General features: G+C 62.1%; 27 protein-coding genes and 1 pseudogene. 16 read left to right on the plus strand and 12 right to left on the minus strand.

Features of this window, described 5'->3' with window-relative positions:
- Positions 1 to 14 precede the first annotated feature (14 nt).
- Positions 15 to 980, minus strand: coding sequence for a phytanoyl-CoA dioxygenase family protein (locus tag ACODR6_RS02025; protein WP_489020386.1), 966 nt, complete (start codon positions 978 to 980; stop codon positions 15 to 17).
- Here ACODR6_RS02025 and ACODR6_RS02030 point away from each other — a divergent pair.
- The 3 genes from ACODR6_RS02030 to ACODR6_RS02040 all read left to right on the plus strand — a co-directional run bounded on the left by ACODR6_RS02030 (position 970) and on the right by ACODR6_RS02040 (position 2101).
- Positions 970 to 1242: a hypothetical protein gene (locus ACODR6_RS02030; RefSeq protein WP_489020388.1), complete on the plus strand. Its 273-nt coding sequence runs from the start codon at positions 970 to 972 to the stop codon at positions 1240 to 1242. The two genes, ACODR6_RS02025 and ACODR6_RS02030, sit on opposite strands and share 11 nt — an antisense overlap.
- Before the next feature lie 35 nt (positions 1243 to 1277).
- On the plus strand, positions 1278 to 1685 hold the full coding sequence (locus tag ACODR6_RS02035; protein ID WP_489020390.1) for an ester cyclase: 408 nt from the start codon (positions 1278 to 1280) through the stop codon (positions 1683 to 1685).
- Positions 1686 to 1771: 86 nt separating this feature from the next.
- Positions 1772 to 2101, plus strand: a complete 330-nt coding sequence (locus tag ACODR6_RS02040; RefSeq protein WP_489020392.1) for a hypothetical protein — start codon at positions 1772 to 1774, stop codon at positions 2099 to 2101.
- Between the two features lie 26 nt (positions 2102 to 2127).
- Here ACODR6_RS02040 and ACODR6_RS02045 read toward each other — a convergent pair whose 3' ends face one another.
- The 5 genes from ACODR6_RS02045 to ACODR6_RS02065 form a co-directional block, all read right to left on the minus strand.
- Entirely contained in the window at positions 2128 to 2343 is a 216-nt protein-coding gene (locus tag ACODR6_RS02045) for a hypothetical protein (protein ID WP_489020394.1), read from the minus strand.
- Between the two features lie 157 nt (positions 2344 to 2500).
- Positions 2501 to 3415 carry a c-type cytochrome gene (locus ACODR6_RS02050; protein ID WP_489020396.1) on the minus strand — a complete coding sequence of 305 codons (915 nt, stop codon included), beginning with the start codon at positions 3413 to 3415 and terminating at the stop codon, positions 2501 to 2503.
- A gap of 111 nt (positions 3416 to 3526) precedes the next feature.
- Positions 3527 to 3967: a c-type cytochrome gene (locus ACODR6_RS02055; RefSeq protein WP_112715045.1), complete on the minus strand. Its 441-nt coding sequence runs from the start codon at positions 3965 to 3967 to the stop codon at positions 3527 to 3529.
- Positions 3968 to 4239: 272 nt separating this feature from the next.
- A complete protein-coding gene (locus tag ACODR6_RS02060; protein WP_489020398.1) occupies positions 4240 to 4950 on the minus strand; it encodes a DNA helicase in 711 nt (236 codons plus the stop codon).
- Between the two features lie 145 nt (positions 4951 to 5095).
- Complete coding sequence (locus ACODR6_RS02065; RefSeq protein WP_489020400.1) at positions 5096 to 5755, minus strand: LysE family translocator; 660 nt, start codon at positions 5753 to 5755, stop codon at positions 5096 to 5098.
- Positions 5756 to 5884: 129 nt separating this feature from the next.
- Between ACODR6_RS02065 and ACODR6_RS02070 the strand changes: the two genes are divergently transcribed.
- Together ACODR6_RS02070 and ACODR6_RS02075 are read left to right on the plus strand one after the other, a co-directional pair.
- Positions 5885 to 6574 (plus strand): helix-turn-helix transcriptional regulator, encoded by a 690-nt coding sequence (locus ACODR6_RS02070; protein WP_489020402.1) that lies wholly within the window; start codon positions 5885 to 5887, stop codon positions 6572 to 6574.
- 61 nt (positions 6575 to 6635) lie between these two features.
- Entirely contained in the window at positions 6636 to 7280 is a 645-nt protein-coding gene (locus tag ACODR6_RS02075; protein WP_203430401.1) for a ThuA domain-containing protein, read from the plus strand.
- Positions 7281 to 7301: 21 nt separating this feature from the next.
- Here ACODR6_RS02075 and ACODR6_RS02080 read toward each other — a convergent pair whose 3' ends face one another.
- Positions 7302 to 8081 carry an SDR family NAD(P)-dependent oxidoreductase gene (locus ACODR6_RS02080; protein WP_489020404.1) on the minus strand — a complete coding sequence of 260 codons (780 nt, stop codon included), beginning with the start codon at positions 8079 to 8081 and terminating at the stop codon, positions 7302 to 7304.
- Between the two features lie 153 nt (positions 8082 to 8234).
- Here ACODR6_RS02080 and ACODR6_RS02085 point away from each other — a divergent pair, with 153 nt between their 5' ends.
- Complete coding sequence (locus tag ACODR6_RS02085; RefSeq protein WP_489020406.1) at positions 8235 to 9143, plus strand: AraC family transcriptional regulator; 909 nt, start codon at positions 8235 to 8237, stop codon at positions 9141 to 9143.
- Positions 9144 to 9278: 135 nt separating this feature from the next.
- Positions 9279 to 9983, plus strand: a complete 705-nt coding sequence (locus ACODR6_RS02090; RefSeq protein WP_489020408.1) for a hypothetical protein — start codon at positions 9279 to 9281, stop codon at positions 9981 to 9983.
- A 95-nt stretch (positions 9984 to 10078) separates the two neighbouring features.
- On the opposite strand, the gene ACODR6_RS02095 is transcribed toward ACODR6_RS02090, so the two are convergent.
- Both ACODR6_RS02095 and ACODR6_RS02100 read right to left on the minus strand, forming a co-directional pair.
- Positions 10079 to 10570, minus strand: coding sequence for a histidine kinase (locus tag ACODR6_RS02095; RefSeq protein ID WP_112715031.1), 492 nt, complete (start codon positions 10568 to 10570; stop codon positions 10079 to 10081).
- A 129-nt stretch (positions 10571 to 10699) separates the two neighbouring features.
- Positions 10700 to 11575 (minus strand): annotated as a pseudogene (locus ACODR6_RS02100) (ABC transporter ATP-binding protein); the annotation flags it as partial.
- Between ACODR6_RS02100 and ACODR6_RS02105 the strand changes: the two are divergent.
- The gene (locus ACODR6_RS02105; protein ID WP_489020410.1) at positions 11529 to 11936 is read left to right on the plus strand and encodes a hypothetical protein; all 408 of its coding nucleotides are present in this window, start codon (positions 11529 to 11531) and stop codon (positions 11934 to 11936) included. The pseudogene ACODR6_RS02100 and the gene ACODR6_RS02105 sit on opposite strands and share 47 nt — an antisense overlap.
- 81 nt (positions 11937 to 12017) lie before the next feature.
- Here the strand turns inward: ACODR6_RS02105 and ACODR6_RS02110 are convergent, their stop codons facing one another.
- The 3 genes from ACODR6_RS02110 to ACODR6_RS02120 form a co-directional block, all read right to left on the minus strand.
- Positions 12018 to 14078, minus strand: a complete 2061-nt coding sequence (locus tag ACODR6_RS02110) for an autotransporter domain-containing protein (RefSeq protein ID WP_489020412.1) — start codon at positions 14076 to 14078, stop codon at positions 12018 to 12020.
- 536 nt (positions 14079 to 14614) lie between these two features.
- Positions 14615 to 14743, minus strand: a complete 129-nt coding sequence (locus ACODR6_RS02115; RefSeq protein WP_489020414.1) for a hypothetical protein — start codon at positions 14741 to 14743, stop codon at positions 14615 to 14617.
- A gap of 158 nt (positions 14744 to 14901) precedes the next feature.
- On the minus strand, positions 14902 to 15504 hold the full coding sequence (locus ACODR6_RS02120) for a superoxide dismutase (protein WP_203430393.1): 603 nt from the start codon (positions 15502 to 15504) through the stop codon (positions 14902 to 14904).
- A gap of 212 nt (positions 15505 to 15716) precedes the next feature.
- Between ACODR6_RS02120 and ACODR6_RS02125 the strand changes: the two genes are divergently transcribed.
- The 8 genes from ACODR6_RS02125 to ACODR6_RS02160 all read left to right on the plus strand — a co-directional run bounded on the left by ACODR6_RS02125 (position 15717) and on the right by ACODR6_RS02160 (position 24228).
- Positions 15717 to 16046, plus strand: coding sequence for a hypothetical protein (locus ACODR6_RS02125; RefSeq protein WP_112715136.1), 330 nt, complete (start codon positions 15717 to 15719; stop codon positions 16044 to 16046).
- A gap of 203 nt (positions 16047 to 16249) precedes the next feature.
- A complete protein-coding gene (locus ACODR6_RS02130) occupies positions 16250 to 17782 on the plus strand; it encodes a hypothetical protein (protein WP_489020417.1) in 1533 nt (510 codons plus the stop codon).
- 80 nt (positions 17783 to 17862) lie between these two features.
- On the plus strand, positions 17863 to 19212 hold the full coding sequence (locus tag ACODR6_RS02135; RefSeq protein ID WP_489020419.1) for a hypothetical protein: 1350 nt from the start codon (positions 17863 to 17865) through the stop codon (positions 19210 to 19212).
- On the plus strand, positions 19209 to 20018 hold the full coding sequence (locus tag ACODR6_RS02140) for a COG3904 family protein (protein ID WP_489020421.1): 810 nt from the start codon (positions 19209 to 19211) through the stop codon (positions 20016 to 20018). Before ACODR6_RS02135 ends, ACODR6_RS02140 begins: the two co-directional genes overlap by 4 nt.
- A 142-nt stretch (positions 20019 to 20160) precedes the next feature.
- Positions 20161 to 21192, plus strand: coding sequence for an ABC transporter substrate-binding protein (locus tag ACODR6_RS02145; RefSeq protein ID WP_489020423.1), 1032 nt, complete (start codon positions 20161 to 20163; stop codon positions 21190 to 21192).
- Between the two features lie 26 nt (positions 21193 to 21218).
- On the plus strand, positions 21219 to 22103 hold the full coding sequence (locus tag ACODR6_RS02150) for an ABC transporter permease (protein WP_489020425.1): 885 nt from the start codon (positions 21219 to 21221) through the stop codon (positions 22101 to 22103).
- Positions 22100 to 22879 (plus strand): ABC transporter ATP-binding protein, encoded by a 780-nt coding sequence (locus tag ACODR6_RS02155; protein WP_489020427.1) that lies wholly within the window; start codon positions 22100 to 22102, stop codon positions 22877 to 22879. The genes ACODR6_RS02150 and ACODR6_RS02155 overlap by 4 nt, the downstream gene beginning before the upstream one ends.
- Positions 22876 to 24228 carry an LLM class flavin-dependent oxidoreductase gene (locus ACODR6_RS02160; RefSeq protein WP_489020429.1) on the plus strand — a complete coding sequence of 451 codons (1353 nt, stop codon included), beginning with the start codon at positions 22876 to 22878 and terminating at the stop codon, positions 24226 to 24228. Before ACODR6_RS02155 ends, ACODR6_RS02160 begins: the two co-directional genes overlap by 4 nt.
- The last annotated feature ends 39 nt before the right edge of the window (positions 24229 to 24267 follow it).

Raw genomic sequence — 24267 nt, forward strand, 5'->3', positions numbered from 1 at the left:
GCCAGCAAGGCTTTTCAGCGGATCACCGGCTCGCCGTGGAAACGGCGCCGGGACGGCTTCGAGACGCCGAAGCCGACTTCCATCATCAGCCGCGGCGCTGTTTTCGGCACCGTGCCCATGTGGAAACCGAACGGATCTTCGACGAAGCCCTGTCCGGCCTTGCCGGTCAGCGTCACCGCGCTGTCACTGCCGTAATAATCGAGGATCTCATCGGCCGGGTGGCCGACGAGCAATGTCAGCTGGTGCTTCATCCGGCGCCGTTTGTGGCTGCCCCTGACATAGATATGCGGACCGGTGTCCTCGTCGACATCGACGAGATAGAAGAAGAATTTCAGCATCCGCCAGTCGTCGAGATCGAAGTGATACTTGTCGAGCGAGGCAAGGCTGCGGTCGGCCTCGCTGGCTTCAGTCGGGAAGCTCCACCAGATGCGGGTGGTGATGAGCTGCGCCTGGGCGCCGAGATAACGCCGGGCGACCGCAGATAGCAGCGGATCCTTCTGCACGGCGAGCACGGCATCGCAATCCAGCGCGCGCTCGAAATGGTGGCCGCTCAGGAGCGCGCGGCCAAAGCGCTTCTCGGCATCGCGGTGCTCGGATGCGCGAAATTCCAGGCGGCGGTCGAAATTGCCGAAGCACGGCGTCTCCGCGGCAAAAGCGGCGATCTCGCGGTGGATATGGCCGGGCAGGACGAGCCCCGAAAACAGCCCCTCTCCCTCAAGGCTATCCACGACATGATCCACCTCGACGCCTGAAAAGAGCGACGGCAGCAGCTGCGGTCCGTCATTGACGCGCTTGGCCGTCAGCCAATGGGCGCGGCGGCCGGGAATGGTGCGCGCCAGAAGAAACATCGGCAGCCAGGCCGGGTTTTCCCTGATATCGGCGAGATAGGTGGGGATGCGCACCGCCATGCGGCGCAGCTTGCCACCCTTGCGGGCGACGGCTTCAAGATCATTCGACGAGGAGACAGACATGCCGTGCATTCAACTATCCTTTTCTTTCGGAAGACCAGAGTGTTCTTCAGTCAGTCGCGGACGAGAGCTTGCCAGGGCGGCAAGTATTGAGCAGCGCGAGCAAGATTGTGCTGCAATGCGGCATTTCTTTGTTGATAGGAAAATGGCTATACTTTTTGAAACTAAATATAACCATGACGGGACGATGGATCGACTTGCAACCTTCTCTGCCGGCTGCATTCGCCAAGCTTTGCCGAAGAAGACGGGAACCGCGATACTTCTTTCGGATTAACCCCTGGAGATCGGCGCAGTCCTGAGGAGAAAAGCGTGAGCGAGACGAAAGAACAGCTGGCAGCGCTCTACCGCGGCTATATCAATTGCCTGAACGCGCAGGACTGGCCGCAACTCGGGCGCTTCGTCCATCCCGACGCGGAACATAACGGCCGGCCGCTTGGGCTGTCCGGCTATCGCGCCATGCTGGAGAAGGATTACCGGGAGATCCCCGACCTGCGCTTCACCATCGACCTCCTGATCTCCGACCCGCCGCATATCGCGGCGCGGCTCGCCTTCGACTGCGCGCCAGCGGGAGAATTCATGGGACTGCCGGTGAATGGCAGGCGCATCGTCTTTGCGGAGAATGTCTTCTACCGCTTCGAGGACGGGAAGGTGCGCGCGGTCTGGTCGGTGATCGACAAGGCGGCGATCGAGGGACAGTTTGGCAAGCGCCAAACTTAGCCAATGGCGAAACAACCCTGCGTTGACTTAATGAGGGCACCAAGTTTATTCTTGCTCTGCGCATTTGAGTACGCAAGGAGGGGCCTTTGGCGGACAAAGATCAAGTGAATGGCAAGAACGACACTCTTGGAGTGGTGTCGCCTACTCTTTTCCAGGAAGATCAGTCATTGGGCGACCCGGAACCGCCTCTTACCCAGCCCAAGGATCGTGAAGAAACCCGCAGAACACTGGCCCTCATATTGATCTGGACATTTAGCGGGATGATCATTCTGGCACTTCTGGCTGCGATCTTCGGGCCTATGATTTGCAACTTCGACAAACAATTGCTGGCTGAGACCCTAAAAGTCATTATCCCACCAACGATCGCTTTGGTAGGAGCCGTAACAGGCTTCTACTATGGTTCCGAAAGAAAATAAGGGCCTGCTTTGGCCCCTATTTTATCTTATCGGAACACAACTTCGCGAAGCCGGTTTGCGTCATCCTCCAAAAGCACTCTCTCGCCTCTCTTTTGAGCCTCTTTCAAAAAGAGCTCAGTGCCCAACGCTCTTCGGATCACTTCCGACGCGGTTACGCCGCCCATCTCTATGGACAATTTTTCAATTGTCTTTCTCGCTTCAGGCGACAGGCGCAATGTGAGTTTTGTAGCTGAATCTGTCATAGTCCACGCTCCAGTGAGCCAAAAAGCAATCAATCAGCCGTCAATACGACGTCGAATTGACATCTAACATGGGGCGTTTCAACGTACTCGTCAACTTCTTTCATGGCTGCGGCATACCCCGCAGCCAGATCAAACAGCGGGTTACACCGCACAGAGATCACCGTTTCGGCACTGCCTTCAGATAGGCGGCGATTGCCTCGATATCGCTCTTCGGCAGGTGGGCGATGTTTTGCTGGACTTCGGTCATCGAGCCGCCGGCCGAGTCGAAATCCGGGGTGAAGCCGGTTTCGAGGTAGTTGGCGATGTCGGCTTCGCTCCAGTTGCCGACGTCCTGGCCGCCGGGGGTGATGTTGGGGATGCGTCCCTCGCCTTCCGGGTTCGGCGCGCCTGCGAGCCACATGTCGGGCTTGAAGCCGCCCAGCGCATCGCGCGGGGTGTGGCATTCGCCGCAATGGCCGGGACCTTCGACCAGATACTGGCCGCGCTTCAGCTTGTCGTCGGCGTTCGCCAGCACGACGCGCGGCTGGTCGTTGAAATAGAGGAATTTCCAGCCGCCAAGCGCCAGTCGGATATTATAGGGGAACGGCAGTTCGTGCGGCGGGGCGACATTCGTGCTCTTCGGCAGCGTCTTGATGTAGCCGAAGAGGTCGTTGACGTCCTTGTCACTGAGGCGCGCATAGGAGCCGTAAGGGAAGGACGGGTAGAGATGCTGCCCCTGCGGGCCGACGCCGCGCTTCATGGCATTGCCGAATTGCGCCAGCGTCCAGGTGCCGATACCGGCCGTCTCGTCGGGCGAGATATTCGGGACATGGAAGGTGCCGAAGGGGCTCTTCAGCGCGAGGCCGCCCGAGAGCGTCAGCTTGGCATCGCCTTCAGAACCGGGCGCCGCATGACAGCTGACACAGCCGCCCGCCCAGAACACCATCTCGCCGTTCTTCACATCGGGCGCGCCGAGATCGGCCCAGTGGCTTTCGGGCAGCGGATTGGGCGCGGTGATGAAATAGAAGGCCGCGCCGCCGATGATGACGGCGCCGATCAGACAGAGCACGAAGCGGATGAACCTGCGGACCATCGGCCGCTACCCCCATGTTTTTACCGGATATCCCGGCTGAAGATAAACCGGTCCGCACCCGCGGCAAGGCAGGGGCGGACCGAAAGCCTTAAGGATGGGGAAGACCTACCGCTATTCCTTGATGCGGTAGGCCTGATGACAGCCGCCGCAATTGGCGCCGAGCGTCTTCAGCGCGCCGCCGACACCGGCCTGATCTGCCGGAAGCTGGGCCAGAATGGTGTCTGCGTCAGCGCTCAGCTTGTCTGCCCGCGCCTTGAAGTCCGCCATGTTTTCCCAGATCTTCGGGCTGGCTTCCTTGTCGCCCTGCTCGGTGCCCGGCTTGAACTGGTCCGGGAAAGCCTTGGCGGTTTCCGAAATGGTTGTGAGCGCGGCCTTGACGGCCTCGGCATCGTAGGGCTTTTCGCCCTTGGCGATCGCCGTCATGGCTCCGACCGAACCGCCGATCTTCTTCATCATGGCTTCACGCGCTTCATGCGTGCCGTCCTGTGCGAAGACCGCCGTGGCCGCCATTCCGGCAACCATGACAGCTGCCGCTATCGCTTTGAACTTCATAGTGTCGACTCCTCTTGGATACCGAGGGCTTAGAATCCCGGCGCCTCTTATTCGCGGCCGCATGATGGCAAATTTATGCGGGCCGCGAAGTAACAAGTGGGTGATATGACAGGGATTTCAAATTGGTAGGGTGCTAGCGAGAATGGCGCCGCCGCGCCCGGAGCCTCCTCATCCCGCTGACGCCACCTTCTCCCCGAGGGGAGAAGTGTCCCGAAAGTTTCAGGCGCAACTTGCTGCGGCGGGGATGAGGGGGCCACAGGCGCAAGGTTCCGCTATGCCGCCCGGAACTCGATCGCCCCGTTGTTCACGAAGCAGGTCTTGTCAAACAGGCCGAGGTCCAACGGGTTCGGCAGCCTGACGTCGCCGATATCCGGGCAAGGCTTCAGTGCCGGATCATAGGACCGGTCGATCTGCGAGATGAAGACGATGACTATGCCCCTTTCACGCGCGAAAGCTTTCAGGGCGCGGACCTGGGTCATCAGATCAGGATTGTCGCGCTTCTGGTCGAGGCCCTGCAGATAATCGATCACGGCGAGCGTGCCGCGCGGCGCGGATGCAAGGCGGGCGGCGACATAATCGGCGCTGATCGCGTCGGACGTATCGAACTCGAACAGGTCCCGGAAGCGCTCGATATCCGCGCCGATCGCGGCGAAGCGATCGAGAACGTCCCGACCGGTATATTCGAGCGTGAAGAAGGCGCTGCGATTGCCGGATTTCATCGCCTCGACGGCGAGCTCCAGGCTCATCAGCGTCTTTCCGTGGCCGGGGCGCGCGCCAAGAAGCACGAGATCACCGGGGTCAAGACGCGCGAAAAGCGCGCTGCCGGGCAAGACTTCGGTCATCCTGGCGGAGAGCAGGCTCCAGCCGCCGAAGCCTTCACCGGCGGCGATCCGGTCAAGCGCTTCATGAAGCGGGATTTTCTCTTGACGGGAAAGCAGTCTTGCCTTGCGTTTCAGGCGATAGACAGGTGCAGACAGTTTCATCAAAACCTCCTGATGCGAGCAAATGCTGCATTCCCTCCTTATGCGTCATGCCCGAACAGTGGGTTCGATGGTCAGATGCCCTGCATGATCGATACTTTCCCGATGGAGGGGGGAGGCACGGGCGGCGCCAGAATCAGATGATAGCTCAATTGCCGCCCGCCGAGAATGACACTTCCGTTTGCCATCCATGCCAGGCCGTCAGCACCGCAACCAAGATCAGCAGCGCACCGGCGACACGGCCGATCAGGATCGTCGCGGCGGGGTTGGCGATCAGCAGCGTGCGGCTGCGGTCGGCCGTGAAGGCGACGGCGCCGTAGATGGCGAACTGGGTGGCGAGCGTCATGGCGCCCATGATGACGCCCTGCATCCAGATCGGCCCATAGGCGGGTTTCAAGAATTGCGGATAGACCGCCAGCATGAAGAGATAGGCCTTGGGATTGATGAGGCAGGTGATGGCGCCCTGGCGGAATGCGCGCCAGTCGGTGCGCACGGCGCCGTCGCCGACGGTTTCCACCCGGATCGAAGAGCGGATCAGCGTGAAGCCGATCCAGACCATGTAAGCGGCGCCGATGAAGAGCAGCGGCGCGAAGAGCGAGGGCAGCAGGCTGGCGAGAATGCCGACGCCGATCGCGCCATAGAGCGAATGCACCGCCCCGCCCGCCATGATGCCGGCTGTCGCCGCCATGCCGCGGCCCCTGCCCCCGGTCAGCGCATTGGCGAGAACGAAGAGCATATCCATGCCGGGAACGATGATGATGCCGAAGAGAAGGGTGAAGTAGAGCCAGAGGTTTTCGCTGTAGGTCATGTCAGTTGCCTATTCGATGTCAGGCGGCGCATTCCTGTTCTCCGCCTGTGATTTCAATCCGATAGGCAGGTGCTATACGCGTGGGCAACTGACAGTGTATTGTCAGGAGCGTTTCAACGGGCGGGCAAAATGCGCAAGGCATCGCGGCTTTTCGAGATCATCCAGATTCTCCGGCTTTCGAAGAAGCCAATGACGGCGCAGGCGATGGCCGAGCGTCTCGAAGTGACGGTGCGCTCGATCTATCGCGATATCGCCGCGCTGCAGGCGATGCGCGTGCCGATCGAGGGCGGGCGCGGCATCGGCTATATCATGCGGCCCGGCTTCGACCTGCCGCCGCTGATGTTCTCGATCGAGGAGACCGAGGCGATCGTGCTGTCGCTGGCGCTGCTTGAGCGGACCGGCGACGAGGAGCTGAAACAGGCGGCGCGGCGGGTTAACCAGAAGATCGCGGGCGCGGTCCCGGCGCCGCTGCGCCAGGCGATGGAAAGCAAGGCGCTCTACGCCTGGGGCACGGTGGCGCCGCCGCCCGCAAGCTTCGATCTCGGGCTGGCGCGCCGGGCGATCCGCGACGAGCAGAAACTGGTGCTCGACTATCGCGATGAACTCGGCCGCGCCACCGAACGCGTCATCCGGCCGATCGCGCTGATCTACTATTCGCACTATGCCAATCTGGTCGGCTGGTGCGAGCTGCGCCAGGCGATCCGCAATTTCCGCAGCGACCGCATCGCCCATTGCGAGGCCGGCGACGCCTTCTTCCGCGGCGATGGCGACAGGCTGCGCGCCGACTGGATGAGAGGCTGGGCCAATCCTCCGGCCTGACATCAGGCAATCTTCGCCCTATGTTGCGGTTATCCCCGAGGAATCAGCATGGGAGTGAGGAATGCGCAAGGCAATCGTCGTCTGGGGCGGATGGAAGGGCCACGAGCCGGAGGAATGCGCCGCAATTGTCGGCGACATGCTGCGCCGGGAGGGTTTTTCGACCGAAGTTACCGGCGATCTCGGCATTTTCGGTTCGCCCGACATCGCCAGAGCCGACCTGCTGGTGCCCATCATTACAGGCGAGAAGCTGGAGAAGGCGCATGCCGATGCGCTGGTCGAGGCGGTGCGCGGCGGGCTGGGGCTCGGCGGTCCGCATGGGGCGCTGGCGACCTCCTTCAAGGAAAGCGCGCCGTTCCGCTATGTCTCCGGCGTTACCTGGGTCTCGCATCCCGGCAACATCATCGATTTCCGCGTCAATATCACCAGGCAGAGCGATCCCCTCGTCTCCGGCATTCCGGATTTCGACTATCGATCGGAGCAATATTACCTGCATTACGACCCGACCGTCGACGTGCTGGCAACGACGACCTTTTCCGGCGAATACGACGAAGCGGCGCGCAATGTCGTGATGCCCGTCGTCTTCAAGCGCCATTTCGGCAGCGGCCGGGTGTTTTATTCCGCACTCGGCCATGTGGCGGCCGAATACGAGCATCCGCATATGCGCGAGATCCTGCGCCGCGGCCTCTTGTGGGCGGCGCGCGGCTGAGCTGCCGCGCGCCTTCCGTTTTCAGAGATTGGCGCCGCCGGAGACTTCGATGCGCTGGCCGTTGACCCAGCGGTTTTCGGCCGAGAGCAGCGAGGCGATCATCGGGCCGAGATCTTCGGCGAGACCCGGGCGGCCGAGCGCTGTCTGGTCGGAGACCATCTTGTTGTAGACGGGGTTGTCGCGCACGATGCCACCGCTGAAGTCGGTCTGGACGGCGCCGGGGGCGACCGTATTGGCGGTGATGCCGCGCGGGCCGAGCTCCTTGGCGAGATAGCGGGTGAAGACTTCGATCGCGCCTTTCACCGAGGCATAGGCAGAGATGCCGGGAACGGTGAAGCGGGCAAGGCCGCTGGAGATATTAATGATGCGGCCGCCGTCGTTGATCAGCGGCAGCAGCTTCTGCGTCAAGAAATAGACGCCCTTGAAGTGGACGTTGACGAGCTCGTCGAAGGCCTCTTCCGTGGTCTCTGATATCGGCGCGTGATAGCTGTTGCCGGCATTGTTGACGAGGTAGTCGAAGCGATCGGCGTTAAGCGCCCGCAGCGCCTCTTTCACCTTGCCGACGAAGGCGTCGAAATCGGCGATACGACCGGTATCGAGCTGGATGGCAACGGCCTTTGCGCCATGCGCCTCGACGGCAGCGGCGGCGGCTTCGGCTTCTGCTTGATTTGCGCGGTAGGTGAAGATCACGTCGACGCCGCGGCTTGCCAGCGCCTCGACCGTGTTGCGGCCGATGCCGCGGCTGCCGCCGGTGACGATTGCGATCTTATGCTTTGAATTTACTTGGTTTTCGCTGGACATCCTGGCATTCCCTTGTTGGAGTGGATGCCTAGACGGTAGGCCCGCGGCCGTCTTTTGTTGATGCCGGAACTCTCGAATTTCTTGCCTATTCCTCCAGCCTCCTTGCGGGATGGCGCGCAGCGGCGCATAGCTTGAGGCAAGGAGTTCCAGGCCATGCTGACACCATTGAGACACGCCATCCTCGACTATATCGACAGGCTCGCTGGCGATGCCGAAGGGCGCTTCGAGACGCCCGTGAAGGCCCTCTCCGTCTCGCGCGTCAGCCAGCCGGTCATGCCCCGCCACATGATCTACCGGCCGACGATCTGCATCGTCGTGCAGGGCGCCAAGCAGATCATGGTCGGTGACCGGGTGTTCGGCTATCGCGAGATGCAGTCGCTCGTCGTCACCTTCGAGGTGCCGGCTCTCGGCCAGATCACCGAGGCCAGCAAGGAGGCACCCTATATAGGCCTCAACATCGATTTCGATGTGGCGATCCTGCGTGAGGTGATGGAGGCGATGGAAGAACCGCCGCGCCCGGCAGGCGAAGGCGCGGCCGGCGTCTTCGTGCAGGATTTCGACGGGGTGCTGGCCGATTGCGTGCTGCGGCTGGTGAAGCTGACAGAGACGCCGAAGGCGATCCCGGTTCTCTATCCCGCGATCATGCGCGAGATCTGCTACTGGCTGCTGACCGGGCCGAACGGCCGCGAAGTCTGCAAGCTGGCGCTGCCTGGCAGCCATACAAGGCGGATGACCGACGCGATCAACCTGCTGCGCGACAATTTCACCGCACCCATGCGCATCGAGCAGCTGGCGGCGGCAGCCCGCATGAGCCCCTCCTCCTTCCACCAGCATTTCAAGGACATGACGGCGATGACGCCGCTGCAATATCAGAAGAATTTGCGGCTGCTGGAGGCACGCCGCCTGATGGTGGCCGATGGCGCGAGCGTCGCAAGCGCCGCCTATCAGGTGGGCTATGAAAGCGCCTCACAGTTCAGCCGCGAATATTCCCGCACCTTCGGCACGCCGCCGAAGCGCGATGTGACGGAGATCAAGGCAATGCCGTTCCAGGCTGTGGCTTAAACGCGGAGTTGATCCTATCGATCCGATGGAAATCGAAATTCGCTAAATTGCAACCCAAGATAATGGGACTTTGTTTTAATTCACGTTGCACAGTTCTAGCCAGAAGGCGTGACTAACGACGGGTGTGAACAAGCGATGAGCGGGCTGATTTTCGTTGCCTTTGTGGTCACATTCCTGCTGATCGTCGGATTATTTGCTTATTTGCCGACAGTGCTCTTCTGCATACTCATTCCAACAATAGCGTACTGCGTGCGGGCGTGGCACCCACTGGCCATCGCGGTGCTCTTTTCTTTCTATGCTGGCATCCCGTATTTTCTATGGCATCAGGCCGGAATCGCAACGGAGAGAGCAGAGAACGCCTATCAGGCGAATATCAATGCACTGCCGAGGCTACAGTTACCAGCTGACCTACCGGATACAGTGCTAGTTAAAACGCAGCACGATGTTACGTTACAGGACTTTCACAACCTGAGCTGCGGCATGAAAGTTCATCCGGGAGAGAACGACTCTCGGGAACTCACGCTAAGTCCAACAACACCGGCTCGCTACCTGCTCTTGGATCTCTCGCCGGATAACCCCTTGCCCGAGCCTGGCCTAAGGCCGCAGGGTAGAGATGGTCCATTTGCCCTGTTTCTTGTTGAGGCGGAGATACGCACCCTGATCAGATATCATCTTAAGGTGCATTTTGGCCGGCCGACTTTCCCGCCAATTCTCTCCATGTGCGGGTGGGCGCGGGAGAGAAATATCATTCGCGACCACGATCCGCTCGTGGACAACGCAGTGATCTTCATGCGCGATACTCTGGGCCGCTGTGCCGATTTTGCGCTCTACAAAATGTAGTTTGTATTTGTCGCAGCGTTCGCCCACCAGGCTGCTCTAAGCCGGGCCCGCGAAGCGGGCGGATGCCTCATACCCGAAGCACCCGCCCGTTCCGCTTATTCGGCAGCCTTGAGCGAGGAAATGATGCCCTGCAGCTCGGCGCCGTGGGCTTCCTGCGTGCCCTGCGAGCCCCAATAGGTGATGACCAGCAGTTTGCCGGCCTTCGGCGAGAGCAGCGAGAGGCCGACATTGACGTCGCCGTCGTCGTCCTTGCCGGTCCAGTCGAAATTGGTCATGTCCATGCCGTTGATCTGCTCGTCAGACTTCTTCTGCGTCGAGCCGTCGATCTTCACGCCATTCTTCTGGAGGAAGGCGATGGCGTCGTCGATGACCTTGTCGGTGGTCTTCTCGTCGGCAACATCGATCGACAGATAGATGGCGGAATCTTCAGAGGTCGCCTGGATGCCGGTATCGGTTTCCTCAGGGTTCCAGCTGTCGGGAATGGCGATTTCGGCGATCGGCGCGTCGCCCGGGAATTGCAGCGTCTTGGCCTGAGCGATACCGGGCAGCAGCGCGGCGATGACGGCGCCTGCAAGCAAGAATTTCATAGTATGGTGTCCTCTATGGGAGTTGGGGGGCAACAAGCCATAGCGCAGCTCAGTTAATGGAAATCAGGATGTTTCGCATCGCGATGCCGGTTTCGCGCCATCTGCCCAAAAATGGTCCAGCGGCACCTCTCAATCCAGGTCCTCCGGAATGAAACCGCCGGTCTGGCGGCGCCAGAGACGGGCGAAGAGACCGTCGCGTTCGGCGAGTTCAACGGGCGCGCCCTCCTCGATGATCCGGCCCTGATCGAGCACCACGATCCGGTCCATGCTGGCAATGGTCGAGAGGCGGTGGGCAATGGCGATCACCGTCTTGCCCTGCATCACCAGATTGAACCGCTCCTGGATCGCCGCCTCGGATTCGCTGTCGAGTGCCGAGGTCGCCTCGTCGAGCACAAGGATCGGTGCATTCTTCAGGAGCACGCGGGCGATCGCGACGCGCTGGCGCTGTCCCCCGGACAGCCTGATGCCGCGGTCGCCGACAAAGGCCTCGTAGCCCTTGCGGCCGTCGCTATCGGCAAGGTCGGCGATAAAGGCATCGGCCTTGGCCATACGCGCCGCTTCCTCGATCTCGGCCTGCTCTGCCTCCGGGCGGCCATAGCGGATATTGTCGCCGACCGAGCGGTGCAGCAGCGCGACATCTTGGGCGATGACGCCGATATTGCGGCGCAGACTCATCTGCGTCACCGCGCGGATATCCTGACCGTCGATCAGGATGCGGCCATCGGGGATATCGTAGAAGCGCAACAGCAGATTTGCGAGCGTCGTCTTGCCGGCACCCGACAGACCGACGAGACCAAGCTTCTCCCCGGGCCGAACCGTCAGCGAGAGCCCATCGATCACTGAAGGTCCCGATTTGTAGGCGAAGCTCACATTCTCGATACGGATTTCGCCGCGCCCGACCTTCAGCTCCGCGGCATCCGGCCGGTCAATGATATCAGGCGGCGTCGTCATGACGGGCATGGCATCCTTGATCGTGCCGACCGCCCGGAAGATCTGCTCGCCCAGCGACCGGCAACCGCTCAGCACCATCGCCCACGCGATCGCCGACGCCTATGTCTCGGTGAAGACCGCCCGCCCTGAAGCAACGACCGCGCTCTACCGCGTTGCCGGCGCCATCGACCAGTTCCGCCTCTCGACCGACATCTTCAAAAGGCTGGAAGCGGCAGTGACGCGCGCACTCGCAAACGCGGCCGACGCCTCGTTCCGCGACCCCGCCCGTGCATCCTTCACCCTCCTCTCAGCCCTCGCCGGCCTCTCGCGCGGCAGCTTCGCCGGCCTGGTGGCGGGTCCCGAGGTTTTGGAGCGGTTCCGCGACGAAGCGCGACTGCTGGCTGCAGCCTATCTGCGGGCGGCGGCGGAAGGGTAAGGCTCAGACGAAAAAGACCCGCCGGCATAACCGGCGGGTCCTTTGATCTTGCAGTCTGGATACTCGCCAGACTGGTGACAATCAGAACTTGACGTTCCAGCCAGAGCGCAGCCACACGTTCGGATCATCGCCTTCCGTCGTGACATTGACGCCGAGCGAGGCGGTGCCGCCGGCAACGTCGAATTCGGTGCCGATGGCGCCGCGCAGCCAGAGCTGCTTGACGTCTTCGCCGGCGAATTCGAAGGCCGAAAGGCCGACAATCTCGCCGCTCGTGCCCGCGGTATGCTTCTCGAAGCGATAATCGACTTCGGTACGCGCCGTGAGGCGAACCGTCTGCGTCAGATCATGGATGTAGTCGATGCCGATACGCGCCACCGTCGAGTGGTCGTTGACGGAATCGAAGGCCGAGGGGAAGGAACCGCCCTCTTCCGTGTAACCGTCCATGTGCGAGTGCGCGTAGGTCAGGCTGGCATAAGGCGTCAGCTTGGTGTCGGCGATGGTCGCGGCATTCAGCCAATCGAAGCGGATCTTGGCGCCGTACGTCTGAACATCGGTCTCGCCATGCGAATAATCCATCGAGCTACCGTTCAGATAGCCGCGATCGATGTTCATTCGGCCGGTCGAATAGTAGCCGCCGATCGTCGCATACACATTGCTGCTTCCGAGTGCGATTGTGGCTTCCGGCGCCATGTAGAATGCCGCCTGATGGAAGTCGCCGCCGGTTTCGATGTCCTGCTTGGTGTAAAGACCACCGCCGGCAAAGCGAGCGGTTACGCCTTCGGCAATACCGTAGCCGAAGGTCACGTCGCCGATGCCGACACCGCCGTTGGAAACGCGGCTGTCGTCATAGCCGATGTCGGCGGTGAAGGCGACGGAGCGCTGGCCGAGGCCGAGCAGGTCGCGCATCGGCTCACCGTGGGCGCCCTGCAGGACGGTGTTGGCATAGCCGAGGCCCACCTGCGCGGAGGGCTTGGCAGCAAGCGTCGTGTTGTACTTCTCGACGTCGATAATGCCGGAGCCGCCCCGCGCAATGTACATCGAGCCGTTTGGACCGTCACCGACGATGGCGTTGCCGTCACTCGATATGCCGGTGGCGTTCACTGTAGCATTGGCCGCGACATCGACACCCTGTTCGATCAGCCAATCCTCGACCGTCTGCATGCCGTCGCTCTCGGTCCAGCGGAAACCGTGTGATTCGCCCAGCTGCACTTGACCGACGACGACCGAGCCATCGCCGCTGACAGCCTTGGCATCGGAAGTGATGCTGTCCAGCGTGTCGATGCTATGCATTTTCCCGTCTTCCCAGCGGAAGGCCCGGTCGACACCATCGGTTCCCGATTTCCCCACAATAACGGAACCGTCATCGTTTGCCGCATTTGCGAGCGAATAGGACTGGTCGGCGAGTACGCCGAGACTATCAATGTCCTGCCCTTCGTCCGTCCAGCGGACCGCCTGTTTATAATTGTCAGCGTCGGTGGAAAAACCGACGATGACCTTGCCATTGCGGCTGATGCCAGTGGCCTCAGAAGAGCTATCGGCCTCCAACCCGTCGAGGGCCTGCATCGAGCCCTTCCAGCGAAATGCCTGTGTCGTCGTGACAGTCGAAGTTGCACTTGTGTCGGGGTCGTCTACGAAATTTCCATAGCCAACCACGATCGCGCCGTCGCCGCTGACGCCGGTGGCGTAGGATGCGTAGGAACCCGCGAGTCTGCCCAGATCCTCGGCCACGCCGTTTGTCCAGCGAACGGCGCGTACGGTAGAGCCGTTGTCGGAGTAGCCGACGACCACAGAGCCGTCGTCATTGACCGCATTGGCTCCGGTGGACGAGCTCCCAATCGACCGCTCGACGAGGTCCGGAGCATCCAGAAAATTCCAGTCGTCAGGAGCCTTCCAATAGAAGCCCAGCGAGTCTTGACCGGAAGAGGCGGTGCCGATGACGACCTTTCCGTTGCCGCTGATACCGGTGCTGTTGACGGAAAAGCCGTCCTTACCGATCGGCTGAAATTTATCGCTGCTGCTATCTGCGCGTGCCGCACCGGCCACCATCAATCCGGCTGACAGAACCAGCGTCAATGCCGAGGTCTCCAACAGGCGACGGCCGGCGATACCGGCGCTCGGCCGGCGGTTGTTCTTCATCATCATCTTAAAGCTCACCCTGCTTTATCAATTACTTACGAATGAAATAAAGTGTGCATCCGCTAACTTCCGCCCCTATGGCGGCGGAATATGCAAGGTTCGAGCAAACGGTCCCAAAAATGTCAATCAGGTTGCATTTTTGAAAAAACTATACAAAGGGTTGCTGTATTAGCGCAATTTCCGCGCTAGCACGCATGCAACCTGCGGCAGAGACGCCCTTGTAAGAACATGATGAAGAACTGGATCAGTTTCAAAATGACGCACTGGCAGGACGAATACGTCCGCAAAGTGCCAAAAAAGGTCCGCGCCCGGCAGACTTGGGGCGTATCCGGACCCATGCCCGGCGTCCGCGCCGCGCCATATTCAGAACGAATCGTCGACAGCTTGCGCTCGATACCGCTGCCGTTTGCTGCCTGCTACTGTTGAAATACTGTATTTTTCCGCTGTGATCGCGATGCTCGACGAAAACACAACTTTGCGCACGCGACCATTTACCGCCGTCACCGACGGCAGTAATGCGACTGGCAATGCCTTCTGCCAAATTACTTCTTCTTGACGTCGCTCTCGCTGGATTTGACCTGCGAACCGAGCGTCGGAGCGGCCTTTGGTGCGGCCTTGTCCTTCTTCGGCTTGCGCGTCTCCTTGTTGCTGCGAACCTGACCCTTGGCCATAATCTGCTCCTCCTGTTGAGCCCTAGATAGCAGCCTATCCGCAGAAAATTGCAAGCGGAAGCGCAAAAACATCTCGTCACGCATGCCCTGCTAGCCACAAACAAAAACACCCGGCGCTTTCGCACCGGGTGTCATGAAATCCGTTCTGTCCGAACCGATTACTTCGTGGCTTCTTCGTAGCGCTCCAGGACGTAGTCCCAGTTGATCAGGCTGTCGACGAAGGCTTCGAGGTACTTCGGGCGGGCGTTGCGGTAGTCGATGTAATAGGAGTGTTCCCATACGTCGACACCGAGGATCGGGGTGGCGCCGTGGACGAGCGGGTTTTCGCCGTTCGGGGTCTTGGAGATTTCGAGCTTGCCGTTCTTGACGGAAACCCAGGCCCAGCCGGAGCCGAACTGCGTTGCGCCGGCATTGGCGAAATCAGCCTTGAACTTGTCGTAGCCGCCGAGGTCGGAGTTGAAGGCCGTTTCCAGCTTGCCCGGCAGCTTGTTGCCGCCGCCGCCCTTCTTCATCCACTTCCAGAAGTGGACATGGTTGTAGTGCTGGGCAGCATTGTTGAAGAGGCCGGCATTGGTGCCGAAGGACTTCTTGACGACTTCCTCGAGCGAAAGGTCGGCCATGCCTGCTTCAGCAGCCAGCTTGTTGCCGTTGTCGACGTAAGCCTTGTGGTGCTTGTCGTGATGGAACTCCAGCGTTTCCTTCGACATGAAGGGCGAAAGCGCTTCGTAGTCGTACGGGAGTGCGGGCAATTCGAAAGCCATTGTAAGTCTCCTCTTGGCAATGGGTTGCGTGATCGGCAGGTGAGGCGGAACATAGGAGCCGAAGCAGGGCGTGGCAACGGCGGAACGATCAAAAAACGGAGCGTCAGAGGAAAAATTGCCTTGATTGCGGGCTTGGCTTTCTGCCCCCAAATCACCGATGATGCCGATGCAAAACCGGCAGGATCCGCAACAGCGAACTGAACGAGGCCATGATGCAGAGGAATAAAATCCGCTTTCTCCCCGCCCTCCTCCTGACTTTTGCGGCCGGCAGCGCCTCCGCCTCCTCGGACGACGCCTGGAAGGATTTTGCCGATGACGTGGCGGCGAAATGCAAGGAGGCGGCGACACCCTCGCTCGAATTTGCAAGAGCCGTCGTCGATCCGTTCGGCAGCGAGCATTACGGGCTGGCGCTGGTAACGGGCAAGCCGAAGGGCGGCAATGGCTTCGTCACCCATATCTGCGTCTACGACAAGCAGTCGAAGGCGGCCGAGATCGGCACCGAACTGAAGACCGACGAGCTCGACCTGCTGCCCGACGAATGAAGACTGGCAGCGCCGGTAACGAATCTTAAAAAACTGTTGATTTCATGGAACGATGCTTTGACAGGCGCCGGTTTTCGCGGCCTAGATGCGCATACAAGTTATCCGGGCAAAGATCGTTAGAGCAACCTTTGATAGGATCAACTTAATTAGCGTGAATTGATAGTTTCAGACTGCTTTTTGACATTCATTTTCTGGGGCGCGTGATGGTCATGAGTTTTTTCCGCCGGGGCGAAGAGCCGGGCAAGACGGATATTCGCAGCACTGGCCAGGCCTACCGGCCGGTCTCCATCACCGAGCAGCCGATAGCGCCGCAGCCGGCAGCCCCGCAACCCTACCAGATGCCGGAGATCGATGACTTCCAGGCTTTCGGCTCGGTGCTCGAAGAAAACCAGCGCAATTCCAAGGAACTCGTCGCCGGCCTTTCGGCCTTGCAGGATCGCGTCTCGGCGCTGATCGGCGCCCATGACCAGTCCCTCAACGATACCGGCAGGCTGCAGGCCGAATGCGCGCGTATCAGCTCGCTGCTCGATTACGAAAGCAGCGCGCGGCGCAAGGCCGATGCGGACAATGCCCGGCTCGCCTCTGAAAACAAGGACATCCGCACCGCCAACGGCCAGTACCGCGTCGAGATCGAGGCGGTGCGCGACGAGCTGACCAAGCTGCAGAACGTCCATGGCGTGACCTGCGAGGAATTCTCGATCATCGAAAGCCGGCTGATCGACGCGGAGCGCGAGCTTGCCGCCCGCGCCATGCAGTATGACGAGGCCTCGACGCTGTTGAAGCGCGCCCAGCAGGATCTGGACAGCCGCAGCCGCGAACTTTCCGCCACCCGCGACAAGCTGGACAGCGAGACCACCGCGCTGCAGCTTCTGACCGAAACATCGCGGCGCGAAAGCGCCTCGCAGGCACGCGACATCGCCCGGCTGACGGAAGAGCGCGGCCACCTGAAGGCCGGCCTGATGGAGCAGGAAGGCCTGGTTTCCAACCTGCAGACGGCGATCGCCAAGCTGAAACAGGAACTGTCGCTGGTCGAGGAGCGCCACAAGCGCGCCGAGGTCGAGCTGCACACGATCACCACCTCCTCGGCGCTTGAGATCGCCCATCTGACGACGAAGAGCGACGCTGTCGGCTCTAAGGCAGAGCTTGTCGAAAAGCTGCTGATCACGGCCAACGGCCGCAACAAGATGACCGACGAGGAGCTGCAGTCGGCGCGCGGCGAGATGAAGCGGCTGAAATCGGAGCTGGCGGCAACCATTTCGCGCGCCGAGCGCGTCGAGGACGAGCTGCGCCGCACCCGCGTGACCGGCACCGAGAACGAGACGGCCCGCCGCGAACTCTCCGCCTATAACAACGAGCTGACCGCGAAGCTGCGCGAAGCCGAAACGCTGCGAACCCGCCGCGACCGCGAGGCCGATGCAATGAAGCGCGACCTCGACACCCGCATGGACAGCGACCGCCACGAGATCGGCCAGCTCAGAAACAGCCTGGAGATCGCCAAGTCGGAGATCCGGCAGCTGCGCGCCGAACGCGCCATCCTCAACGGCCAGCTGGAAGTCGCCCGCGGCGACAGGCCTTCAGCGCCGGTCATGGAAGAAGCGGAAGAGCTGCGCATGCCTGCGGCCACCTACTCGCCGCTGATCGATATTTCCGAGAAGTCGCTGCGCTCCGCTGCCGATGGTTTTGCGGGCGAACGGGAAATGTCCGGCGAGCCGATGCGCGTACCGCCTGCGGAGTAAGGCGCTACGCTCATTTTGAAGGCCTTGTTTTCGCCGGGATTTTAAGGGTTTCTTAAGAGGATACCGACCGGAGGAAAACCATGGCGCTTGGCGCATCTCACCGCCTGCATGACGGCATCGAAGCCGTCGAAACGATGACCCGCTTTGCGCTCGCGGTCCTCGCGCTCGCATCCGGCGTCTATACCTATCTGGGCGTGCGCAGTCTGCTCGACGGCTCGCCGACCTCCACCTTCTTCGCGGCGCTGATCTATTCAGCCGCCGTCTCGGTGGCGATCTATGCCTTCTGGACCTATCTCGCCCGCTTCTATCCGCATGTGACGACAGTTGCGGCACGCACCGCGCTGCTCGGCATCATGGCGCTCGGCTGCGCGATGATCATCGCCATGGCAAGCTGGCTGAATGCGGCGGCGCTTGCAGGTTCGGCGGCCCTCGAACAGCACCTTGCCGAAACGCTGGAAGACTATACCGGCGACCTCGACCGCGCACACCAGAATGCACTCGCGGCGCAGAGCCTGCTGCCGGATATCCAGCGCACGCAGGAACGCTTCCAGCGTCTCGCCGATCAGGAGCGCGAAACCGGAGCGCTGACCGGCACGACCGGTGCCGGCAGCGTCGTGCAGCTGCTCTCGCAGATGGCCTCGCAGCTCACCGAATTGCAGAACAACATCAATGCCTCGCGCGAGCGCGTCACCACCCTCTTCGACGATGGCCGCAAGCATCTGGAAACGATGCGGACGCTGGTTTCAGCGCCAGGCGCCATCGATCAGCGCGCCGACCAGTTCGCGGCCGAGGTCGTTGCACTCACCGGCGTCATCACCTCGCTGGAACAGACCTCGATCGCCCCTTCGGTCAAACGCGCCGCCGAAGACCTGTCGCTCGGCTTCATCGCCCCGGTCGCCGATGGCCGCGAGGCGGAGCTCGCCAATCGCCAGGATCAGGTGATGGAGACGATCCGCTCCTCGGTTGCGGCACAATCCAAGGTGCTTTCGCAGGCGGCCGACCAGATTCTTGCGCGCGAACCTGTGGGCGAGCGGCGCTTCGTGCCGCTGTCCTCGGCAGAAGCCGTGCTGCGCTATGCGTCCGACTTCATCCCCAGCTGGGCGGGTGCGATCTCGATCGACCTCTTGCCCGGCGTGCTCGTGCTGATGCTGTCGGTGGCGCATGGCGCGCTGCGACGGCAGGAGCAGAAGATGCCGTTTGCCGAGCGGATTACCGCCGCCGAACTCTTGGAAGCCATCGAGGTGCAGCGTGCATTGCAGGCGCGCGGCATCGATATCGAGGCGGTCGTTGCCCGGGCAGAAGCGAAGGCGGAGGGTCACGCGGAAGCGGCGTCCGAAGCGCATGCCGCCGATGCGCATGAGACGGAGCCTTCCAACGTCACCAACCTCGACCTGCCGGGCAAGCCGCCGCGCAAGGGACCGCAGGCATGAAGATCGAGGCGGCGGGAGACCAGCTGAAACGCAAGCTGCTTTCGATCGACGATTCGACGCTGCCGCGGCTCGTGCTGCATGCGCTGATCGCCGCCGCGGTCGCATTTCTGGTGATCGACTTCCGCAACCTGATGACCGCCAATGCCGAGCTGCCAGTCTTCGATCCGGCGGCCCCCGACAGCATGCCGGTCCTGCCGCCCGTATTGACCGATGGCGAGCCCGACAACGCGCCGTCCGAAATCACCACCAGCGTCGAGCTGCTGAAACAGCCGATCACCTTCGAGCTCCAGCCCGGCGGCATCCTGCTGGCGCGCGGCGCGATCGATTATGGCGCGGCCGGACGTTTTCAGAAGGAGATCGAGGCGCGCGGCGAATACGTAAAGACGGTGTCGCTGGATTCGCCGGGCGGCGCCGTCGGCGATGCGCTCGCCATATCGAAGCTGATCCGTGAGAAAAAGATCGGCACAAAGGTCGTCAAAGGCGCGCTCTGCGCCTCCTCCTGCCCGATCGTGCTCGCCGGCGGCATCACCCGCAACGCCGAGAACGGCGCCGTCATCGGCGTCCATCAGGTCTTCAACGGCTCGAAGGAGAAGCTCTCGCCGGAGCGCGCCATGTCGGATGCGCAGCGCACCACCGCCGACGTCACCCGCCATCTCGACGAGATGGGCATCAAGCCTGGCCTCTGGATCCACGCGATGGAGACGCCGCCCGACCGGCTCTACTACCTGAAGCCCGAAGAAATGAAAGAATTCGCGCTGGTGACGGGACCGGCGAAGGTGACCGCGGCGGCGATGAAGACGAAGTGAGCCGGATAGGCTTTGCGGCTGGAACTGGCTTCACCGTAAATTAGATTTCGTTATTCTCTATAAATTTAGTAGTATTTATCTCGCGATCTCCGGACCGCGCGCTAGGCTTTTTGTCAGTCGCGCAAACCCGGAGGACTTCCGCATGAAAATCGACATCCGCAGACGGGCGCTTCTGCACACTGCCGCCCTCGCGCTCGCCGCCACCAGCTTCTTCAGCCTTCACGGCGCATCGCTTGCCGATGACGCCGCCCTCCCCAAGGACGTTCCGGCAGGAACAAAACTCATCGTCGCAGACCAGAACGAGAAGCTGCAGACGATGATGCGCGCTTCCGGCGAGCACGCGAAGCTCGCCGCCGACACGACCTATGCGAATTTTGCTGGCGGACCACAGATTCTCGAAGCCTTCCGCGCCGGTGCGGTCGATCTCGCCACCGTTGGCAACGGTGCACCGATCCAGGCGCAGGCAGCCGGCGAGGACATCCCGATCGTCGCGGCGATCGCCCAGACCAGCGCCGATTATATCCTGACCGTGCGTCCCGGCCTGACGATCAACAAGCTCGAAGACCTCAAGGGCAAGAAGATTGCCTATGCCGAGGGTTCCGGCCGCCAGCCCTTCGTGCTGTTCGCGTTGAAGCTCGCCGGCCTGAAGCGCGACGATGTGGAACTCGTGCCGCTGCGTGTTCCAGATTTTCCGGATGCGATCCGCACCGGCCAGGTGGACGCCGGGCCGCTGATCGAGCCGCATGTCTCCCGCTATCTCGCCGATTTCAAGGATGGCAGCGTGCTGTCGCCCGAAGAGCATGCGCGTTTCCCGCGGGCGTTGAGCTATCTCTATGCCAGCCGCGCCGCGCTCGACGACCCGGCAAAGGCCGCCGCCATCCGTGATTTCGTGGCGCACTGGATCACCGCCAACCGCTGGTCGAAGGAGCAGCCGGACGCCTGGGTGGATGCCTATTACGTCAAGGCGCAGAAGCTCTCGAAGGCGGAAGGCGACGCGATCACCAAGGCCGAGGGCGATGACAGCTTCCCGCTGCTCTCCTCGATCGTCTCGCGCCAGCAGGAACTCGCCGACCTGATCTATGCCGCCGGCGACCTTCCCGAAAAGCTCGACGCTTCCAAGGAATTCGACCTGCGCTTCGACGAAGTGATCGCCGCCGCAAACCGCACGAACTGACGAAACCTGAAACAGGGAGGCTTTCCATGGCCGCACACTCGCAGATCGACCAGCAAGCCTTCGCCGACCGTTGGGGGGCGGTCCATCGCGGTGACGGTAGCGTAAGCCGCCCGGCAGCCATTGCAGGCCGGGCAAAGCCGAAGCTGACACCGAAGCGGCTAAGCTCGCGCGGCATGCTGCTCGGCCCGATCGCTCTTCTCGTCATCTGGGAGATCGCCTCGCTGACCGGGCTGCTCTCGCCCCGTCAGCTGGCGGCGCCCTCGACGGCGGTGACAACCGGCTGGCGGCTCTTTGCCGACGGCACGCTCGGGCCGCATCTCCTGGCATCGGCCGAGCGTGCCTATGCGGGGCTGGCGATCGGGGTGGCGATCGGCGTCGTCCTGGCGCTCGTCTCCGGCCTCACACGCTTCGGCGAGGCCTCGATCGACGGGCTGGTGCAGATCAAGCGCGCCGTGCCGACCCTGGCGCTGATCCCGTTGGCTATCCTCTGGCTCGGCATCGGCGAGGCGATGAAGGTCGCGGTGATCTCGCTCTCGGTGCTGATCCCCATCTACATCAACACCCATGCGGCGCTGCGCGGCATCGACCTCAAGCTCGTCGAGCTTGCCCGCACTGTCGGGCTCAGCCGCGCCGAATTCGTCCGCCGCGTCGCGTTGCCGGGTGCCCTGCCCGGCTTCTTCACGGGGCTCAGGCTCGCCGTCACCACCTGCTGGACCTCGCTCGTCGTGCTGGAGCAGATCAACACGACGCAGGGCATCGGCTATCTGATGAACCGCGCCCGCGACTATGGCCAGACCGATATTATCGTCGTCGGCCTCATCATCTACGCCGCGCTCGGCCTCGCCTCGGATGGGCTGGTGCGGCTCTGGGAGCGCAAGGCGCTCTCCTATCGGAAGGTGATCGGCTCATGAACCTCGCTCCGAAACATCTCGATTTCGAGGCGCGGCCGGTTGCCGTCGAAGCCCGCGGGCTGACGCGCAAATTCTCCGGCCGTACCATTCTCGACAACCTGTCGATCGCGATCGGCGAAGGCGAGTTCGTCGCCCTCATCGGCCGCAGCGGTTCCGGCAAGAGCACGCTGCTGCGCGCTTTTGCCGATCTCGACGACGATGCGGAAAAAGAAGGGGCGCTTTCGGTTCCCGAGAGTTCCTCGGTGCTCTTCCAGGATTCGCGGCTGCTGCCCTGGCAGACTGTTATCCGCAATGTCGAGCTTGGACTTCACCTGCCGGCCGCCGAACTGCGCGAACGCTCCCGCAGGGCTCTTGCCGACGTCGGCCTTTCCGAGCGCGAGACGGCCTGGCCGAATACCCTGTCCGGCGGCGAGGCGCAGCGCGTGGCGCTTGCCCGTTCTCTCGTACGCGAACCGAAGCTACTGCTCGCCGACGAACCCTTCGGGGCGCTCGACGCGCTGACCCGCATTAAGATGCAGGAACTGCTGCAATCGCTCGTTCGCGCGCACAAGCCGACCGTGCTGCTCGTCACCCACGATGTCGACGAGGCCTTGCTTCTCGCCGACCGCGTGCTCGTCATGGAAGACGGCCGGATCAGCCACGAGCGCCGCGTCGATCTCTCCCACCCCCGGCGCCAGTCCGACGCCCGCTTCGAACAGCTGCGCGCCGAGCTTTTATCGGCACTCGGCGTCTCATCCCAAAAGGACCACCCCCGCCAATCCGGAGACAGATCATGAGCCGCCAACTGCACCTCAACCTCTTCATCAACGGCCGCGGCCATCACGAAACCGCCTGGCGCCATCCCTCCTCCTCCGAACTGGCGCTGACCGATATCCGCTATTACGAGGATCTCGCCCGCCGGGCGGAGGCCGCGCTCTTCGACGCAGTGTTCTTTGCCGATACACTGGCGATCGGCGAAGGCGTGGAATTCAGCGCCGCAGGCAAGCTGGAGCCGATCACCACGCTCGCAGCGCTCGCCCGCGCCACCGAAAAGATCGGCTTGATCGCCACGGCTTCAACCACCTACACCCAGCCCTATAATCTCGCCCGCCAGTTTGCCTCGCTCGATCACATCAGCAATGGCCGCGTCGGCTGGAACATCGTCACCAGCTGGGTCGGCGGCGCCGGGCCGAATTTCGGCTATGACCGCGGTATCGAACATGCCGAGCGCTACGAGCGCGCCTTCGAATTCGTCGATGTCGTCGGCAAACTCTGGGACAGCTGGGCCGATGACGCGGTGCTCGACGACCGCGAGGGCGGCCGCTTCGCCGATTCGTCCCGGATTACCCCGATCGATTACCGCGGCAAGTGGCATACCGTTCGCGGACCGCTCAACATCTCGCGCGGTCCGCAGGGGCGGCCGGTCTTCGTGCAGGCAGGGTCCTCGCAGACCGGCCGCCAGTTTGCCGCAGCCCATGCCGAAGCGGTGTTCACCGCCCATCTCGAAAAGGCGGCGGCAATCGAATTCTACAAGGATCTGAAGACGCAGGCCCTGACGCTCGGCCGCAGCAGCGACCAGCTGGTAATCCTGCCCGGCATCAGCCCGACGATCGGCTCCACCGAGGAGGAAGCCAAGCGCACCGAACGCGAACTCAACGAGCTCTCCGAGCCAAGCGTCGGCTTGGCGCGGCTTTCCAACCGCTTCGGCGGCTACGACTTCTCGCATCTCGATCTCGATGCCGTGCTTTCGATCGACGACTTCCCGGATCCCGCAACGGTTCAGGCTGCCCGCAGCCGCGCCGAAACGATCCTGGCGCTGGTGGCGCGCGAGCGGCCGACGCTGCGCGCGCTGCTCCACAGCCTCGCCGGCGCGCGCGGGCATTTCGCCACTTCGGGATCACCGGAACAGATCGCCGGTATCATCGAGGACTGGTTCCGCTCCGGTGCCGCCGACGGATTCAACGTCATGCCGCCGATCCTGCCTTCGCAATTCGAGCTCTTCGTCTCCGAAGTGCTGCCGATCCTGCAGGGCCGCGGCCTCTTCCGCCGGTCCTACGAGGCATCGACGCTACGGGGACATCTGGGGCTCGATCGCCCGGAGAGCCAGTATTTCGGGCAGAAGCCCTCGAAGGCGATCGCCTCCTGAGCGCAAACAAAAACCGGGGCGAATGCCCCGGTTTCCTTT

The sequence above is a fragment of the Rhizobium sp. FG96 genome (assembly GCF_057808655.1).